Source organism: Ralstonia insidiosa, assembly GCF_008801405.1.
Classification (GTDB): domain Bacteria; phylum Pseudomonadota; class Gammaproteobacteria; order Burkholderiales; family Burkholderiaceae; genus Ralstonia; species Ralstonia insidiosa.
The window spans coordinates 51,176-66,773 of the sequence record NZ_VZPV01000002.1; the positions used below are offsets into that span (position 1 = coordinate 51,176).

The 15,598-nt window shown below is 64.5% G+C and carries 12 protein-coding genes and 1 pseudogene; 8 read left to right on the plus strand and 5 right to left on the minus strand.

Annotated elements, in window-relative coordinates:
• Nucleotides 1–267 precede the first annotated feature (267 nt).
• The gene (locus F7R11_RS16975) at nucleotides 268–831 is read left to right on the plus strand and encodes an acyloxyacyl hydrolase (protein ID WP_031328681.1); all 564 of its coding nucleotides are present in this window, start codon (nucleotides 268–270) and stop codon (nucleotides 829–831) included.
• Nucleotides 832–928: 97 nt separating this feature from the next.
• Here F7R11_RS16975 and F7R11_RS16980 read toward each other — a convergent pair whose 3' ends face one another.
• Entirely contained in the window at nucleotides 929–2,287 is a 1,359-nt protein-coding gene (locus F7R11_RS16980; protein WP_064806822.1) for a diguanylate cyclase domain-containing protein, read from the minus strand.
• A gap of 662 nt (nucleotides 2,288–2,949) precedes the next feature.
• Here F7R11_RS16980 and F7R11_RS16985 point away from each other — a divergent pair.
• The 3 genes from F7R11_RS16985 (at nucleotide 2,950) to F7R11_RS16995 (ending at nucleotide 6,449) form a co-directional block, all read left to right on the plus strand.
• Entirely contained in the window at nucleotides 2,950–3,429 is a 480-nt protein-coding gene (locus F7R11_RS16985) for a hypothetical protein (RefSeq protein ID WP_021192666.1), read from the plus strand.
• A 414-nt stretch (nucleotides 3,430–3,843) separates the two neighbouring features.
• On the plus strand, nucleotides 3,844–4,752 hold the full coding sequence (locus tag F7R11_RS16990) for a flagellar brake protein (protein ID WP_064806820.1): 909 nt from the start codon (nucleotides 3,844–3,846) through the stop codon (nucleotides 4,750–4,752).
• Nucleotides 4,753–5,021: 269 nt separating this feature from the next.
• Nucleotides 5,022–6,449, plus strand: a complete 1,428-nt coding sequence (locus F7R11_RS16995; protein WP_064806818.1) for a bifunctional diguanylate cyclase/phosphodiesterase — start codon at nucleotides 5,022–5,024, stop codon at nucleotides 6,447–6,449.
• Nucleotides 6,450–6,547: 98 nt separating this feature from the next.
• On the opposite strand, the gene F7R11_RS17000 is transcribed toward F7R11_RS16995, so the two are convergent.
• On the minus strand, nucleotides 6,548–8,116 hold the full coding sequence (locus F7R11_RS17000) for a methyl-accepting chemotaxis protein (protein WP_064806816.1): 1,569 nt from the start codon (nucleotides 8,114–8,116) through the stop codon (nucleotides 6,548–6,550).
• Nucleotides 8,117–8,430: 314 nt separating this feature from the next.
• On the opposite strand from F7R11_RS17000, the gene F7R11_RS17005 reads away from it, so the two are divergent.
• The gene (locus F7R11_RS17005; protein WP_031328687.1) at nucleotides 8,431–8,571 is read left to right on the plus strand and encodes an entericidin A/B family lipoprotein; all 141 of its coding nucleotides are present in this window, start codon (nucleotides 8,431–8,433) and stop codon (nucleotides 8,569–8,571) included.
• A gap of 96 nt (nucleotides 8,572–8,667) precedes the next feature.
• On the opposite strand, the gene F7R11_RS27530 is transcribed toward F7R11_RS17005, so the two are convergent.
• Together F7R11_RS27530 and F7R11_RS27535 are read right to left on the minus strand one after the other, a co-directional pair.
• The gene (locus F7R11_RS27530; protein ID WP_390624411.1) at nucleotides 8,668–9,561 is read right to left on the minus strand and encodes a phospholipase D-like domain-containing protein; all 894 of its coding nucleotides are present in this window, start codon (nucleotides 9,559–9,561) and stop codon (nucleotides 8,668–8,670) included.
• Nucleotides 9,562–9,720: 159 nt separating this feature from the next.
• Nucleotides 9,721–10,374: pseudogene (locus F7R11_RS27535) on the minus strand (phospholipase D-like domain-containing protein); the annotation flags it as partial.
• Nucleotides 10,375–10,573: 199 nt separating this feature from the next.
• Between F7R11_RS27535 and cls the strand changes: the two are divergent.
• Nucleotides 10,574–12,010 (plus strand): cardiolipin synthase, encoded by a 1,437-nt coding sequence (gene cls, locus F7R11_RS17015; protein ID WP_064806812.1) that lies wholly within the window; start codon nucleotides 10,574–10,576, stop codon nucleotides 12,008–12,010.
• A gap of 94 nt (nucleotides 12,011–12,104) precedes the next feature.
• Nucleotides 12,105–13,373 carry an MFS transporter gene (locus F7R11_RS17020; RefSeq protein ID WP_064806810.1) on the plus strand — a complete coding sequence of 423 codons (1,269 nt, stop codon included), beginning with the start codon at nucleotides 12,105–12,107 and terminating at the stop codon, nucleotides 13,371–13,373.
• Nucleotides 13,374–13,375: 2 nt separating this feature from the next.
• On the opposite strand, the gene F7R11_RS17025 is transcribed toward F7R11_RS17020, so the two are convergent.
• On the minus strand, nucleotides 13,376–14,377 hold the full coding sequence (locus tag F7R11_RS17025) for an AraC family transcriptional regulator (protein ID WP_031328688.1): 1,002 nt from the start codon (nucleotides 14,375–14,377) through the stop codon (nucleotides 13,376–13,378).
• 153 nt (nucleotides 14,378–14,530) lie between these two features.
• Between F7R11_RS17025 and F7R11_RS17030 the strand changes: the two genes are divergently transcribed.
• Entirely contained in the window at nucleotides 14,531–15,586 is a 1,056-nt protein-coding gene (locus F7R11_RS17030; RefSeq protein ID WP_064806808.1) for a beta-keto acid cleavage family enzyme, read from the plus strand.
• The last annotated feature ends 12 nt before the right edge of the window (nucleotides 15,587–15,598 follow it).

Here is a 15,598-nt window from a genome sequence, read left to right on the forward strand (position 1 = left end):
CACGCCCTCCCCCGGTGTTGCCGGCGACTGACATTTCGTCGCCGGCAACACTGCCTTGTGCATAGGCGGCCGCACGCGGTGCGGTCATTCGCCCTATAATCGACGGAATTTTTCGGCCTAGTCTGATTGCCTCGGGCGCGCACATTGCGTCAACCACGTCGCCGTCTCGGCTATCCGTTTATCTGCCGCCATGTCCGCTGCGCGCGTGGCCGGCCGCTGCCGTTGCCGTAATCGCGCGCTGCACAACTGCTTCTGCCGCTCTCTCTGATGACCCGATCGACACTTCCCCGCTCCGCCAAGCTGATGGCTGCCGCACTTGGCGCCGCATCGCTGTTCGCCGCCCTGCCCGCCCAGGCCGATCCGTCCGTGCGCGTCATCTACGGCAAGGACAATCGCCATGGCATCGAGAAGTACGGCGTGGATCTGGATTTCGATTCGGGCTTCCACTGGGGCAACCCGGAAGGCTGGTTCGTGAACCTGGACTGGGAAGTGGCACTGGGCCAATGGCGTTCGACGAAGGGCACCAACCGTCAGAACCTGACTGAATTTGGCGTGACGCCGCTGTTCCGCATTGAAAAGCGTGGCAGCTCCTGGGTGCCGTTCATCGAGGCTGGCGTCGGCCCGCGTCTGCTGTCGCACACCCGCACGTCGGACGAGCACAACTTCAGCACGGCCTTCCAGTTCTCCGACATGATCGGCGTGGGCGTGGCCTTCGGCAGCAAGCAGCAATTCCAGGTCGGCTACCGCTTCGAGCACCTCTCGAACGCGTCGATCAAGCGCCCGAACCCGGGTACAGACCTGAACGAGCTGTACCTGCGCTACACGTTCTGAGTGGTGTGAGCGGGCTTATGCCCGCCCCGGCACTTGGTGAAAGCGGCCTGCCCTTGCGGCGGGCCGTTTTGTTTTTGCGCGCTGGATTGACGGCAGATCAGCGCGCGTCAGCTTCGCCGTCGAGATCGTGGTCGCGGTCGCGCGATCGCATGCCCATCAAGCGCTCGTAGTTGAGCGAGGCATGGAAGCCAAAACCGTTACCGCCGGCACGCTTGACCTCGTACATGGCGGCGTCGGCATTGCGGATCAGCGTGTGGGCGTCGTGGCCGTCGGCTGGGTACAGCGCCACACCGGCACTCACGCCCATCGACAGCACATGGCCTTCCACGCGGAACGGCGCCTGCAGTTCATTGATCAGGCGCTCGAGCGTCTGCTCCACATCGTCGCGCGTGGCGCAATGCGTGAGGATGGCGACAAACTCGTCGCCACCCAGTCGGGCAACCGTGTCGGACGCACGCAAGCCGCTGCGCAAGCGCATGGCGGTGGCCTTGAGAACGAGGTCGCCCACGCCGTGACCATACTCGTCGTTAACGGGCTTGAAGCGATCCAGGTCGATAAAGACAACGGCCACCTGGCCGCGCGCACGACGTGCCGCTTGAATGGCGACAAACAACCGGTCGCGCAACAGGCGTGCGTTGGGCAAATCGGTCAACGGATCATGCAGCGCAAGGTGATGCGCCTGGTCAAGCATGGCACGGCGCTTGGTCACGTCGAGCAGCGTGCCGCTCACGCGCGTGGCCATGCCGCGTGCGTCGCGCTCGGTCACCCGGCCGCGCGCGGCAATCCAGATCCACTGCCCGTGGCTTCCGCGCATGCGCTGCTCAACCTCAAAGCTCTCGACATCACCGCGCAGATGACGATAGATGCGCCGAGCACTCAGCGCGGCATCCTGCGGATGCACCATGGAGAACCATGCGTCGGGATCGTTGGGCAGATCCTCGGGATCGTAGCCGAGCATGTCAGCCGTGCGGCGGTTGAAGGACACGTGCCGCGCCCGCGTCGACCAATCGAAGGTGCCAAGGCCGGCGCCATCGAGCACATAAGACAGGCGCTGCTCCGAAGCACGCAATGACTCGAGCGCCAGGCGCCGCGCAGTCACGTCCTGCACCTGCACGATGAGATGCTTGCCTGTGCTCGCACCGCTGTCCTCGTGTGCGAGCGCAAGATCGGCCTGTACCCACACGGTACTGCCGTCCTGGCGCACGAAGCGGGTTTCCATCGACAGCGCTTCGCGCTGGCCGGAGAGCAGCGCTTCAACGCTATCGCGCGCGCGCTCGGTGTGATCGGGGTGGCAGAGATCGAACAGACCGCGCGTGCGCAGCGTCTGCGCCTCATGGCCTGTCAGCGCGCACAGCGCACGGTTCACGTCGAGGAAGCGACCCTCCGGCGCGCACAGGCCAATCCCTATCGGCGAATGTTCGATCGCAGCCTTGTACAAGTGGTGGTCCTCAAGCATGGCGATGCATTTTCGCGAATGCGGCAGTCCGGGGGTGGCTGATGTGATAACGGCCGTCCCGCCCCAGAGTGCTCAACAACGCATGCATTGCGTCGGGCGGGTGCGGTGGCGGCCGGCGTGATCCCCGTAACCGGTCTCGTGGTCTGCAACGCCGGCGGTGGCTGGCAGACCGGTCCGCGCGCATTGCGTGCGCGCGAATCGAGGCGGACTATAGAAGCCGCTGGTTAACGGGGCAATCCCTTCCCGCGAGGGGACATGGACCATGCGCTCACTCTGGCCCCCTCGTACTCGAAGTCGACGCGAAGGAAACGCGCCCCGCGTCATTCCCGTCAGCGTTTGTCGCTGTCGTTTGTCGACAGCCGCCCGGCGACGCCGGACATCCGACAACTGTACACCCGGGGCCTGTCGCAGAGCAGCTAACCGTTTGGTTAGGTCGAAAGGATGCCACGCGCGCCGCAATCGTTTGCCTGATATACGCGCAGGCTTCTCCACATTGTGGATGTCTCCACTTGCAGACAAGCCTTAGGCGATCATCCAGAAGAACGAGGTCGCGCAAAAAGGGAGCGCACTCCATTACTATTCTTGAAGATCGCTTCGGGGGGCGAGTGAACACGGCGAGCCGATGCGCGTCCAGACGGCGTGCGCGGCAAGTGGGAGGTTGTATGGAATTGAGTTTTGTCGCCCCCGGCACGCAAACGCACCGCTACGCCTTGAAGCTGGCGGGCCTGCCCGAAGGGTCTGAAGGCACCGAGCCCATCGATCCGGTCTGGATCGACGATGCCCTCACCGCGGCCGTGCGTGTATTTGACGCACACCGCGTGCACTTTGCCGATGCGTACTTCGCCTATCGTGCGCGCGATGCGGCGCAGCACCCCGCACATGCAGCGGACGTCGCTCAACCCACACGCGTTGCTGGCGATCTGCACGATGCCACACCGCTGCTTGCGGATACGTTTGCCATTGCGCAGCTTGCCGCACTTGTCTCGCTAGAGGCCGCGGGCGTAGCCGACATCATCGATGTGCATCTCGTGGTCGAGCGCCTGCGCGACGATGGCCCAACGCCACCCGCCGACAGCATCGGCGAAGTCACATTCACCACCGACAGCCTCCCGAGCCTACGCAGCGTCGCCAGGCGGCACTGATGACGGTGACGGCCGGGGCGACCTGCCCACGGCCGCGGCATCCCGAAAGGTCCGGTGTCGGTGCACCAGAAAATTGACGACGGTGGTGACGGCCGAGGCAAACATCTGCGCCATGAGAGACTACGGCCCGCGTGCCAAGCCGATTGCCATGATGGTGGCATTGCGCCCCAGTGCCAGAAACACCACCACGCCAAGTCGCAACATCGCGCACGCTGCCCCAGCGACTGACGACTGACGCCCGCCAGGGCGACACCCCCATCTGCACGAGTCTGCGCCGAATCGTGGCAACGATGCGCACAACGCCTGCACCCACTCGCCCCGAAAGCGACGCCAAGTGCGCTTTGCGCTTAAAGTTGCGTGACATTTGGCCGTATAAAGTCGTGGGACCCGCGCGGGTGCGGGTGCGCCATTGCCATGCTTGAACTTCAACCTCTCGACATTCCGCTTGCAATCCCCCTGCCGTGGCCGATGCTGGACGCCGACGGGCAACTGCTCGTACCCAAAGGCGACGTCATCCACTCACCGGAGGAGATCGACCTGCTGTTCACGCTGCATCGTCCGCATCGTCAGGCGGATGGCTCGCCGCAGCCGGCGCCCGCTTTTGCCAACACGCAGTTCCCGAACTCGCTGTTCCCCGACATGGGAGGTGAGGACCCCGACGGAGAGCGCAACATCGCCATGGAGCTGCTGGGCCTGCGCCCAGGTGGCATGCTCACCGTACGCCTGACAGCAGGCGCTGGGCAAAGCAAGGGCGCGGCGCGCGTGATGGGCTACAGCCCGCAGCGCCACCTGCTCATCACCATGCCGACCGACAGCGGCCGCGCAGTCATGCCCGTCAAGGACGAACTGCTGGAGATCCACGCGTTCTCGGGCGAGGGCATCGCCAGTTTCGAATGCACGGTGATGGCGGTGTGCCGCATCCCCTTTGAATACGTCGTGCTGTCACCGCCGCGGCGGATCAAGAACCGCACGTTGCGCAAATCGCTGCGCGTACGCACCAACGTGGTCGGCAAGATGCTGGTGAGCGGCGAGCCGCCGCGCATGATTCATATCTCCGATATCAGCACGACAGGGGCGTCATTCCGCTCTGCACATCGGCTGGAAGTCAGCGGTGCGCCAGCGCGCCTGCGATTTCGGGTGAAGACGCGCGACTACCATTCAGAGCTGGTGGCCGCAACACTCATTCGCAGCGAGAAGCCCGCCGATTTGCCCAACACCTATCAATACGGCGTGGAATTCATCGAGTTGGTCGCGGCGCAAAAAATGCTGTTGCAGTGCTTCATCTACGAGCAATTGCTGTGGGGTGGTCAGCGCATGGTGTAAGCCGGGCGCATGCCTGCCGCGACAGCGAAAACGCGCGCCCAAGAAAGCAGCAAGACGGATGTCAATTTCACTTTTATCTGAATTAATTAACGCTAAATTTATAAAAACGGCGCATGTGATTCCTGCGAAAACCTACCGGGAGTCGGCCACCCGCGCCGGGTTTGGGCTTATGATGCCCAACGGTTTGCCGTAACAACGTTGCACAATTGACGGCATGGGCAAACCCGTGCATTTCCGTTTCAAAGGCATTTGCAAGACGATCCCTATTTATGAGTCGCGCAACATCTGTCGCGCCATCGGGTCTGGATCCCACCTCCGAGTTGCCGGACCGAGAGCGATTCGTCCAACTGTTGGCAGCGATGCCACACGCCGCACGGCCCAACGCCGCGCCTGCGAGCGGCGCATTGCTGCTGATTGGACTGGATCATTTTGCCGAGGCGACCAACACGCTGGGGCCCCTTGCGGCACGCGCGGTCATCGTTGAATGTGCGGCGCGTCTCAAGGCGCTGTGCACGCCCGATACCGATGGCAACGCCCCGATCGTCGGGCGCGTGGGCCACGAAACCTTTGCCATTGCCTCGGCTGAATTTGCCTCCGCGCAAGCCGTACACGATCTCGCACGACGTATCTCCGCAGCGCTCACGCGGCCGTTCATTGCGCAAGGGTACGAGCTGGTCTGCTCGTGCAGCATCGGCATGACGCTGTTCGAGAGCACACCCACGGACGCCGCACGGCTGATCGAGCAGGCAGACCGCGCGCTCTATCACGTGCAGCACGGCGGCGAGCAAAGCCCCGCACTGTACGCTCCTGCCGCAATGCCGCCGCGTGCCGACGGCGCAGCTGCGACAGACCAGACAACCGACCCCGCCGCCGAACATCCGCGCCTGGCGGCGCAGCTACGCCACGCGTTGGCACGCCGCCAGTTCAGCCTGAACCTGCAACCGCAGTTGAGCCTGGCCGATGGCAGGATCGTCGGCTACGAATTTCTCCTGCGCTGGATATCACCTGAACTGGGCGGCGTGGCGCCGGCCGATTTCCTGCCGATCCTGGAGCAGACCGGTGACATCCGCGAGGTCGGCCGCTGGGTGCTCGACAATGCCGCGCAGATGCTCGCCGGCTTGCAACGCGAAGAATCCGAGCGGTCAGGTCGTGGTGGCCAGCGGCATCAGTCCAGCGTGCATGCGGCGGTCAACCTGTCGGTGGCGCAATTGCTTGACCCGCAGTTGAGCAACATCGTGCTCGACATTGCTGCACGCCATGCGGTGCCAACGACACGGCTGGTGTTCGAGGTGTCGGAGCACACGCTGCTGCGTGTCAACGGCGCAGCGCGTCAGGCCATCGACGCGCTACATGCGTGCGGTGCGCGCGTGGCCGTGGAAGACTTTGGGGCGACGGCACACAGCCTGGCGTGCCTGGAAACCTTCCGCCCCGATCAGGTCAAGCTCGACCGGGGCGTCGTCAGTGCGGTGGCCGATGCCCACCACGATGGCGCGTTGCAAGAGCTTGTAGCTGCCGCCCATGCTGCCGGTGTGCCCGTTACCGCCACACGCGTGGAAACGGCGGCGCAGCTCCAAGCGCTGCGTGCCTGCCGTTGCGACGTGCTCCAGGGCTACCTGCTGTCACAACCGTTTCCTGCACGCTGGATCGACGATACGCAAGGTGTGATTGCCGAGCGCGCGCGCGATCTGATGCCTTAAGGCGTATTAAGGCACCACCGCAAAAACAAACGCCCTTCCGCGCAAACGGAAGGGCGTTGTTGTTGAAGGCTGAAGCGCACCGTTGAGGCGCGCGGCATTCAAGCGTGGTTCGTGCGGAAGACCGCAACGGCGCTGCGCAGCGCCTCCGCCTGCTCCTCCAGCGACTCTGCAGCGGCAGCCGCCTGCTCCACAAGCGCAGCGTTCTGCTGGGTCACCTGATCCATCTGCGTGACAGCCTGGTTGACCTGTTCGATGCCGCTGCTCTGCTCTTCCGATGCGGAAGAAATCTCGCCCATGATGTCCGTCACGCGCTTGACGGCCACCACCACTTCCTCGATCACCGTGCCGGCCTCGGCCACCAGGGTCGAACCGTTTTGCACGCGGCCAACCGAGTCGCCGATCAACTCCTTGATCTCCTTGGCCGCCGTGGCGCTGCGCTGCGCGAGGCTGCGCACTTCGCCGGCCACCACGGCAAATCCACGGCCCTGCTCGCCGGCGCGGGCGGCTTCCACTGCCGCGTTCAGCGCCAGGATGTTGGTCTGGAAGGCGATGCCCTCGATCACGCCAATGATGTCGGCAATCTTCTTGCTGCTGTCGTTGATGCCCGTCATTGTCTCGATGACGCGGCCCACCACCTCACCACCCTTGACGGCGATGTCCGACGCATTGACTGCTAGCGTGCTGGCCTGACGGGCGTTGTCGGCGTTCTGCTTCACGATGCTGGTCAGCTCTTCCATGCTGGAGGCGGTTTCCTCCAGCGAGCTGGCCTGCTGCTCCGTGCGCTGCGACAGGTCCGCATTGCCGGCGGCGATCTGCTTGGTGGCGCTGGCAATCGAGTCCGAGCCCGTGCGCACCTGGCCGATGATCTGTTGCAGACTCGTCTGCATCGAGGCAACGGCATGCATAAGGCGCGCGGTTTCATCGCGACGGCCGGCAGAAGTCTGCCCTTCCATGCGCGTGGCCAGGTCACCCGAGGCCATGCGCTCGAACACCTGGATGGCACGCTCCAGCGGACGCACCACAGTGCGGCCCAGCACACTACGCGCCACCACCGACAGCACCAGGGCTGCAGCCAGCAGGCCCCCCGCAATCCAGATGCTCATGGTGTAGCGCGACTGCGAGTTGTCAAAGCGCGTCTTGCCGTACTTGAAGCGCGCCCCAACCAGCGGCCCCAGCGCCGTGTCGTAGTCGACAAACAGCTTCGGTACCTGGGTCGTATTCAGCTCGCGGTAGGTCGTCAGGTCGCTGCGCTCGAGCGCCGCAATGGCGGGCTCCAACGCCGTCTTCACGAACTTGGTGCGCGCGGCGTCGGCGGCTTGCAACTGGGCGCGATCGGCGTCGGGAATCGGCAACTTCATGAACTCGGCCCACGCGTCGTTGGCCGTGTTGACCATCGTGTGCGCATCGGCCAGCAGCTTTTTCAGCTCTTCCGGCGACGACACCGAATCAAAATTGGTCAGGTGAATGCGTGCCCACAGCAGGTTGATGGTGTCCTTGGCCAACAGGTCGAGCCCCTTGGCGTCTTCCAGGTACACGGCACGCAGGTCGTCATTCGTCGCCCGGCCGGTGGAGATGCCCGCAAACCCCACCACCGCGATCATCACGGCAAACACCGCAACCAGCATCGTCAATCGCGTCCGAATGCTCGTATCCATCCACTTCCACATATGTATTCCCCCGTATGGTTGGCCGTCAGGCGCTGTCTTGTGCTCTTTTTTCCGGCTTCGAAACACCGGTTATCTGGCACCCGTTTCACTCCTGAAATGTCCTAACGGCAGGGGGCGGCGGAAGTAGAGACCTTCCCCACGAATGTCCGGGATACGCCGCAAGTGATACGAAAGACTGTCAAAAAGATGCGCCTGACGCACCCTCCGTGTGCGGGGTGGCACTAAAATGCGGGTTGCTCCACCGGATGGGTGGGCAATCACTGGAAACCGTGCAGGATTGCGCGGTAGGCCGCACTACTCACAAGGGGATCAAGATGAAGAAACTGATTGCACTGGTGGCCCTGGGCTGCGCTTTCCTGGCCGGTTGCAACACGATGGCTGGCGTGGGCAAGGACATCCAGTCGGGTGGCCAGAAGCTGGAAAGCGCTGCCGACAACACCAAGCAGAAGATGTAATGCAGGATTGGCCGGGGCGATTACCCAGCCAGACTTGAAAGATGCTGCAAAAAAGCGCCACACATCGTGGCGCTTTTTTTGCGCCCTACACGCTGCCTACAGCAGTTCTTCCGGCGTGAACGGCGCGAGCATCTGAATCCACATGCGCCGGCCCAGGCTCACGTCCGGCTCGTGGTCGGTCACGATCTCCTGGTCGTTCTCGTAGGTGGTCCAGCGCAGGCGGCCATCCACCTGGGTCACGTGGTAGGCGCTACTTCGGGTCGCCGCGTCGAACAACCGCGCCACCGCCTGCGACAGGACCGGGCTATGGATGATCAGCCCCGTTTCCGTATTGAGCCCGACCGAACGCGGGTCCACGTTCATCGACCCCACAAAGAGCGTACTGCGGTCAACAATGACCGACTTCACGTGCAAGCTCGCCTGCGACGATCGGAACGTGCCGAACATCTTCGGTCGATCACCCAGCGTCGGACGCAATTCATAAAGCTCGACACCATCGTCCAACAACGCACTGCGGTATTTGGCGTAGCCGACGTGCACGATGGGCGCGTCGGTCGCGGCCAGCGAGTTGGTCAGCACGCGCAAGTGCACGCCGCGCTCCTGCAGGCCCTTGGCCACCGCCATGCCACGCACACCCGGCACGAAATACGGCGAGATCAGGATCACCTCGCGCTGGGCCTGGTCAACCTCGTGCATTAGGGTTCGGGCGACGCGCTCCTCGCCGGCGGTAACGTCTTCGCCGGACACCTTGACCGGGCGATCGACCGTCACCCTTGCCGGTGCCCATTCGAGTCGTAGGCGGTTGCGGGCAATCTGATCCGCCAGGAACCAGTCGCGTGTGGCCGGGCGCAAGGGCAATGCGTCCGTCTGCGCCGGTGGCTGACCCGCCAGCGTGGAGACAGGCCCCTGCGGGCCGGGTGCGGCATCCATGTCGATGGGCTGTGTGGGCACCTCAATGTGTTGTGGCGGCGCGGCGGGCTGATCCGGCATCGTCACCGGCGGTGGATAGTTGCCTTCTTTCGGCTCGGGCGGGTGTGCAGTGCTCGGTTCGGGCGCCAGCGCCTCTACGGGATAGGCGAATTCGCTGTTCCAGTACGCATCAAACGCGGCCGACAATTGCCGCACCGCTGGCCCGGCTGCCAGCACATCCAGGTCGACGAAATTGGTGGTCTGGTCCTGCGTGAAATACTCCGCGCCAAGGTTACGGCCGCCCGTGACGGCCAACGCGTTGTCGGCGATGAACGCCTTGTTGTGCATGCGCCGGTTGACGCGGCGGAACTCGGCCACGCCGCTCAGGTAGCGCGTCAGGTTCGACATGCGGCCGCCCGGAAACGGGTTGAACAGCCGCACATCGATGTTCTTGTGCGACGAAAACTTGAGGAAGGCGAGGTCGCGCCCATCGCTGTGGAGGTCATCGACCAGCATGCGCACACGCACACCGCGCTCGGCGGCCGCCCGCACGTGGCGCATCAGCTCGCGCACGGCGTTGTCGCTCGCGATGATGAAGTACTGCAGATCCAGCGTGCGCTCTGCACGGTCAGCCAGCGTGAGCAAGGTGGCATAGGCTTCCTCCCCGGAGGGGATCAGCCGGAAGCCGGACACATCCGCCGACGGCGCCGCAGCCTGCGCCAGACGCCCGAGCGTGGTGGCCGATTCGGCATTGGGCAGCGCGTTGCTGACGGGCCGATCGACATGCTCAGGCAGGCTGGCGCAGCCCGCCAGCCACAGCGCAGCCACCCACGCAAACAAAGCCAGCCACGCGCGGCGAGTCGTGCACGATGGAATCTGCGGGGGCCCTTGCATGTTCGATGGTGTTCTTTTGCTACCGTTGGTCGACAAGACGGCCTCTGCACATCAGCATGCGGCGTGCCACGCCCGCGTGCCTGGTGAGCCTACGCCAGCCATACGGCGCCACTGTATCCGTGTTTGTCCGACGCCACCCGGGGCATGTCAAAATGCGCACATCGTCGTGTGCCGGGCCGAGCCTTCTTCTCCCACCTCAATGCCGACCAGTACCACCGCGTTTTTTGCCACATTCCTCTTCCTCGTCCACAGCGTGGGCGTGCTCGCGGCCATCCATGCGGTGCTCACCGTGCGCACCTCGCAGGGGGCCATCGCCTGGGCGATCTCGCTGGTCACGCTGCCTGAGTTCACGCTGATCCCCTACTTGATCTTCGGGCGCAGCACCTTTGCCGGCTACGTGGATGCCCGCCGCTTCCACAATGCCCGCCTGCGTGAGATCACCCTCTCGGACGATTGGCGCAGCCTGCGCGACCATGAATCCAGTGTGGTCGAGCCGCAGCACGCCAGCATGCAGGCCCTACCGCGCCTGACCGGCATGCCTTGCCTGTCGCGCAACCGCGTGCGCCTGCTGGTGAACGGCGCCGAAACCTTCGAGGCCATCTTTGCCGCCATGGCCCAGGCGCGCCGCGTGCTGATCGTGCAGTTCTTCATCGTGCATGACGACACGCTTGGCCGCCGTCTGGCGGAGCTGATGCTCGAGCGCGCCCGCGCCGGCGTGCGCGTGTACTTCCTGTTCGACAGCATCGGCTGCCATGCCCTGCCCCGCCACTACGTGCAGCGCCTGATCGAGGGCGGCATCCATGCCAAGCCATTTGCCACGCACGGGGGCTTCGTCAACCGCTTCCAGCTCAACTTCCGCAATCACCGCAAGCTGGTGGTGGTGGATGGCGAGCGCGCCTATGTGGGGGGGCACAACGTCGGCAACGAGTACCTGGGCGAAAAGCCGCCACTCTCGCCGTGGCGCGATACCCATATCGAGATCGTTGGAGCGGCGGTGATGGACCTGCAGCTCACCTTTGCCGAAGACTGGTATTGGGCCGCGAAGGAAGTGCCGCAACTGATCGTGCCCGAACAGCGTCCGGTGGAAGACATGGTCTGCCAGGTGGTCGCCAGCGGCCCGGCCGACAAGCAGGAGACCTGCTCTCTGTTCTTCATGGAGGCCATCCAGTCGGCGCGCAAGCGGCTGTGGATCACCACACCGTATTTCATTCCCGATGAGGCCGTGTTTGCCGCGCTGCGTCTGGCCGTGCTGCGCGGGGTGGATGTGCGCATCCTAATCCCCTCGCGGCCAGACCACCGCGTGGTGTTCCTGGCCTCGACGCTGTACGCACACCAGGCCATCCGCGCGGGCGTGAAAATCTACCGCTACCTGCCCGGCTTCCTGCACCAGAAAGTCGTGCTGATCGACGACGACGCGGCCGCCGTGGGCAGTGCCAACCTGGACAACCGCTCGTTCCGCCTGAATTTCGAGGTGATGGTCATGACCGCCGACCGCCGCTTCGCCAGCGACGTTGCACACATGCTCGACGCTGATTTTGCCGAAGCCACCCGCATCGGCCGTGACGAATACGAGCGCGCCCACCCGATGCGCCGCGTGATCATGCACGTCGCCAAGCTGTTCGCGCCGATCCTGTAGTCGCGCTTCGAATTCACCCGCAAGAAGCGGAGCGCCACAACGCAGCGCCCTCCCTAACCTGAAGCCCAGCACTTTCAGGACTAGGAGACGTGCGATGCCCGCCCCCCTTGATTCATCGATCGACCGCCTAACTGCCGGCTTCAACCGGCTGGCGGGTTCCAACCTCGCCGCGCAATCCGCCGAGCAGATCGCGCTGGCCGCCATGCCGATGGTGGCGGTGCTCACCCTGCATGCCGATGCCAGTACAGCGAGCTGGCTGCAGGTGGCGCTCACGCTGCCGTTCGTGCTGTTTGCCATTCCCATCGGCATGCTGGCGGACCGTTGGCCCAAACGCACGTTGATGGCCGGGGCAGAAGCGGTGCGTGCAGCGGCACTGTTCGGGGTGGCAGGGTTGCTGCTCGCTGGCCAACTGAGTCTGACGGCGCTGGTGGTGCTGGGCTTTGTGGCAGTCTGCGGCACGGTGGTGTTCAGTGTGGCGGCACCGGCGTTGGTGCCATCGCTCGTGCCACCGGCGATGCTCTCGCGTGCCAACGGGCGCATCGAACTGGCGCGCACCGTGGCGTTTGCCTGTGGCCCGGCCATCGGTGGCGCGCTGATCGGCTGGACCGGTGCCATGACGGCCTTCGTGCTGGCCGCTGCGCTATCCGTTGGTGCAGTGGCGCTGCTGACGGGCGTACCCTCACCCGCAGCTGCAGCTGCAGCACGGCATGCGACGCATCCGCTGCGCGACATCGCCGAGGGTGCGCGCTTCGTGTTCCGTCACCCGCTGCTGCGGCCGGTGTTCATCACGCAGTGTCTCTTCACGATGTCCTTTTTCATGGTGCTCGCCGTATTCGTGCCGTATGCGGCGCACCGGCTTGGGCTGTCGGCGCAGGCCATCGGGCTCACGCTCGGGATGTACGGTGCGGGCATGGTGATTGGCGCACTGTTCGCTGCACGCATCCTGGCGCGCTGGCGCTTTGGCCATGTAGTGGCAACCGGCCCGGTGTGCGGGCTGGCCGGCGGTGCGTTGCTGGCAGCGACGCTCTGGCAGCCGTGGCCGGCGCTCGCCCATGCGGGGTTCTTCATGCTGGGGTGTGGGCCGATCCTGTGGGTGGTCAGCACGACCACGCTGCGCCAGACGGTCACACCGCCCGCGCTATTGGCACGCGTGTCGGCGGTGAACGTGATGTCGTACGGTGCACGGCCGGTGGGTGCTGCATTGGCGGCATGGCTGGCGGCGCAGGCGGGTATGGGTGCGTGCCTGCTGATGGCGCTGGCCGGCTTTGCGCTGCAGTTGTTGTGCATTCTCCAGTCGCCAGCAGTCCGGCTCGCGCGTCAGCCGAGCCCGGATGACGCCGATGCCGCGCTCAACCCAGCCTGACGCTATGGCGTCTGCGCATCGCGCCATGCACGCGGCGTCATGCCGAAGTGGGCGACGAACCAGCGCGTGAATGATGCCTGCCGCGTGTACCCCAGCAGCGCCGCCACGCGGCCGATCCGGTAACTCGGGTTGGCCATGTAGCGGACGGCCAGGTTGTGGCGCACCTCCTCCACCAGTTCGGAGAACGTGGCGCCGGCAGACTCCAACTGCCGCTGCAAGGTGCGTGCGCTCAGGTGAAGGTGCTCGGCCACCTGCTCCACCGAGGCACGCTCCAGCGGCAACAGCAGATACACCGCGCGCCGCACTTCCTGCACCACCGCATCCGGCCCCGACACGTTGAGCGGCTCGGCCAGGCTTTCTGCATAACGCACGAGTGCCGGGTCGGCGGCTGGGTTGGGCGTCTCCAGATCGGCCGCCACGCAGACGATGCCGTTGAAATCGCTGTCAAACACGATCGGGCAACCGAACACGCGCCGGTGCAGGCTGACATCCGCCGGGGCTGCGTGCGTGAAGTGGATGCCGCGCGGCTTCCAATGCGTGCCCAGCAGCGCACTGCAAATGCGAGCCAGCACACCCACGGCCAACTCGTTGGCCTGACGCAGTGGCACGGGCGTCTCGGTGATGATCTCCTCGCGGATGACCACCATGTCGCCATCGGATTCCAGATAGACCGCCAGTGCCTCGTTCATGAGATGGCGGTACTGGATGATGGCCTGCAATGCCTCGCGCAGGGTGCGTTTGTGACCCAGCAGCAGGCCGAGCACGCCAAAGTCCAGCTCCTGCCGCGCCTCGGCCATCTGCAGGCCGAGTGTCGGGCATGGCGCACTGGCCGCCGTGAGCTCCATCAACTGGCAGATCGCCACCACGGGCACGAGCTGTTCCGTGTCGGCCAGCTTGGCGGGGTCGAGCCCCACCTGCCGCAACGCCTCCTGCGGGTTGAAGCCGAGCCGCCGCACGACCTGAAAATAGCCGTTCAGCGACCGGGCGCGCACCATTGTCTCCATGGATGTCCGCCAGTATCAGGGGCCGCGTGGGCCCTCTTGGTGTTTACACGGAATGGCGCACAAAGAGAAAAACTTGGCGCCAAATGAGAAATACAACCCTACCGTCTCCCTATAGTGGAGTCCACCAGAGACATCCCCTACAGGAGACACACCGTGCAATTCCTCGATGATTCGCTGCACCCCGAGAACCAGGACAAGGTCGTGATTACCGCGGCACCGTACGGCCCGGAATGGATGCCGGAAGATTTTCCGGAAGACATTCCCGTCACGATGGAAGAACAGGTGCAGAAAGCCGTGGATTGCTACAACGCCGGTGCCACCGTGCTGCACCTGCATGTGCGCGAGCTGGACGGCAAGGGCTCCAAGCGGCTGTCGAAATTCAACGAGCTGATTGCCGGCGTGCGCGCTGCGGTGCCGGACATGATCATCCAGGTGGGCGGCTCGATTTCGTTTGCGCCGGAAGACGAGGGCCAGGCCGCCAAGTGGCTGTCGGACGACACGCGCCACATGCTGGCCGACCTGACGCCAACGCCCGATCAGGTGACCGTGGCCATCAACACCACGCAGATGAACATCATGGAGCTGCTGTATCCGGAATATCTGGAAGGCACCTCCCTGTCACACCCCGCGCTGCAGCAGGCCTACCGCGAGATGACCGTGCCGGCCGGCCCGCAATGGCTGGAAGAACACCTGCGCCGCCTGCAGGCGGCCGGCGTGCAGCCGCACTTCCAGCTCACCGGCATCCACGCGATGGAAACGCTGGAGCGCCTGGTGCGCAAGGGCCTCTACAAGGGCCCGCTCAACCTCACGTGGATCGGCATTGGCGGCGGCTTTGACGGCCCCAACCCGTTCAACTTCTTCAACTTCATCCACCGCGCGCCGGACGGCTGCACGCTGACGGCGGAGTCGCTGCTCAAGAACGTGCTGCCGTTCAACATGATGGCCATGGCAATGGGCCTGCATCCGCGCTGCGGCATTGAAGACACCATCATCGACCAGCACGGCAACCGCATGACCTCGGTGCAGCAGATCGAGCAATGCGTGCGCGTGGCAAGGGAACTCGGCCGCGAAATCGCCAGTGGCAAGGAGGCGCGCCAGATCTACCGCATCGGCACCTGGTACGACAGTGCCGAGGAAACGCTGGCCAAGAATGGCATGGCCCCCAACCGCGCGCCGAATGTGAAGAACCTGCCGCTGCGCGCGGCCTAAACTACAAGTCGC

Bases quoted from the DNA above. Each gene is read 5' to 3' on its own strand.
- F7R11_RS16975 (WP_031328681.1), top strand. From the start codon at position 268: ATGACCCGATCGACACTTCCCCGCTCCGCCAAGCTGATGGCTGCCGCA.
- F7R11_RS16980 (WP_064806822.1), bottom strand. From the start codon at position 2,287: ATGCTTGAGGACCACCACTTGTACAAGGCTGCGATCGAACATTCGCCG.
- F7R11_RS16985 (WP_021192666.1), top strand. From the start codon at position 2,950: ATGGAATTGAGTTTTGTCGCCCCCGGCACGCAAACGCACCGCTACGCC.
- F7R11_RS16990 (WP_064806820.1), top strand. From the start codon at position 3,844: ATGCTTGAACTTCAACCTCTCGACATTCCGCTTGCAATCCCCCTGCCG.
- F7R11_RS16995 (WP_064806818.1), top strand. From the start codon at position 5,022: ATGAGTCGCGCAACATCTGTCGCGCCATCGGGTCTGGATCCCACCTCC.
- F7R11_RS17000 (WP_064806816.1), bottom strand. From the start codon at position 8,116: ATGTGGAAGTGGATGGATACGAGCATTCGGACGCGATTGACGATGCTG.
- F7R11_RS17005 (WP_031328687.1), top strand. From the start codon at position 8,431: ATGAAGAAACTGATTGCACTGGTGGCCCTGGGCTGCGCTTTCCTGGCC.
- F7R11_RS27530 (WP_390624411.1), bottom strand. From the start codon at position 9,561: ATGCCGGATCAGCCCGCCGCGCCGCCACAACACATTGAGGTGCCCACA.
- cls (WP_064806812.1), top strand. From the start codon at position 10,574: ATGCCGACCAGTACCACCGCGTTTTTTGCCACATTCCTCTTCCTCGTC.
- F7R11_RS17020 (WP_064806810.1), top strand. From the start codon at position 12,105: ATGCCCGCCCCCCTTGATTCATCGATCGACCGCCTAACTGCCGGCTTC.
- F7R11_RS17025 (WP_031328688.1), bottom strand. From the start codon at position 14,377: ATGGAGACAATGGTGCGCGCCCGGTCGCTGAACGGCTATTTTCAGGTC.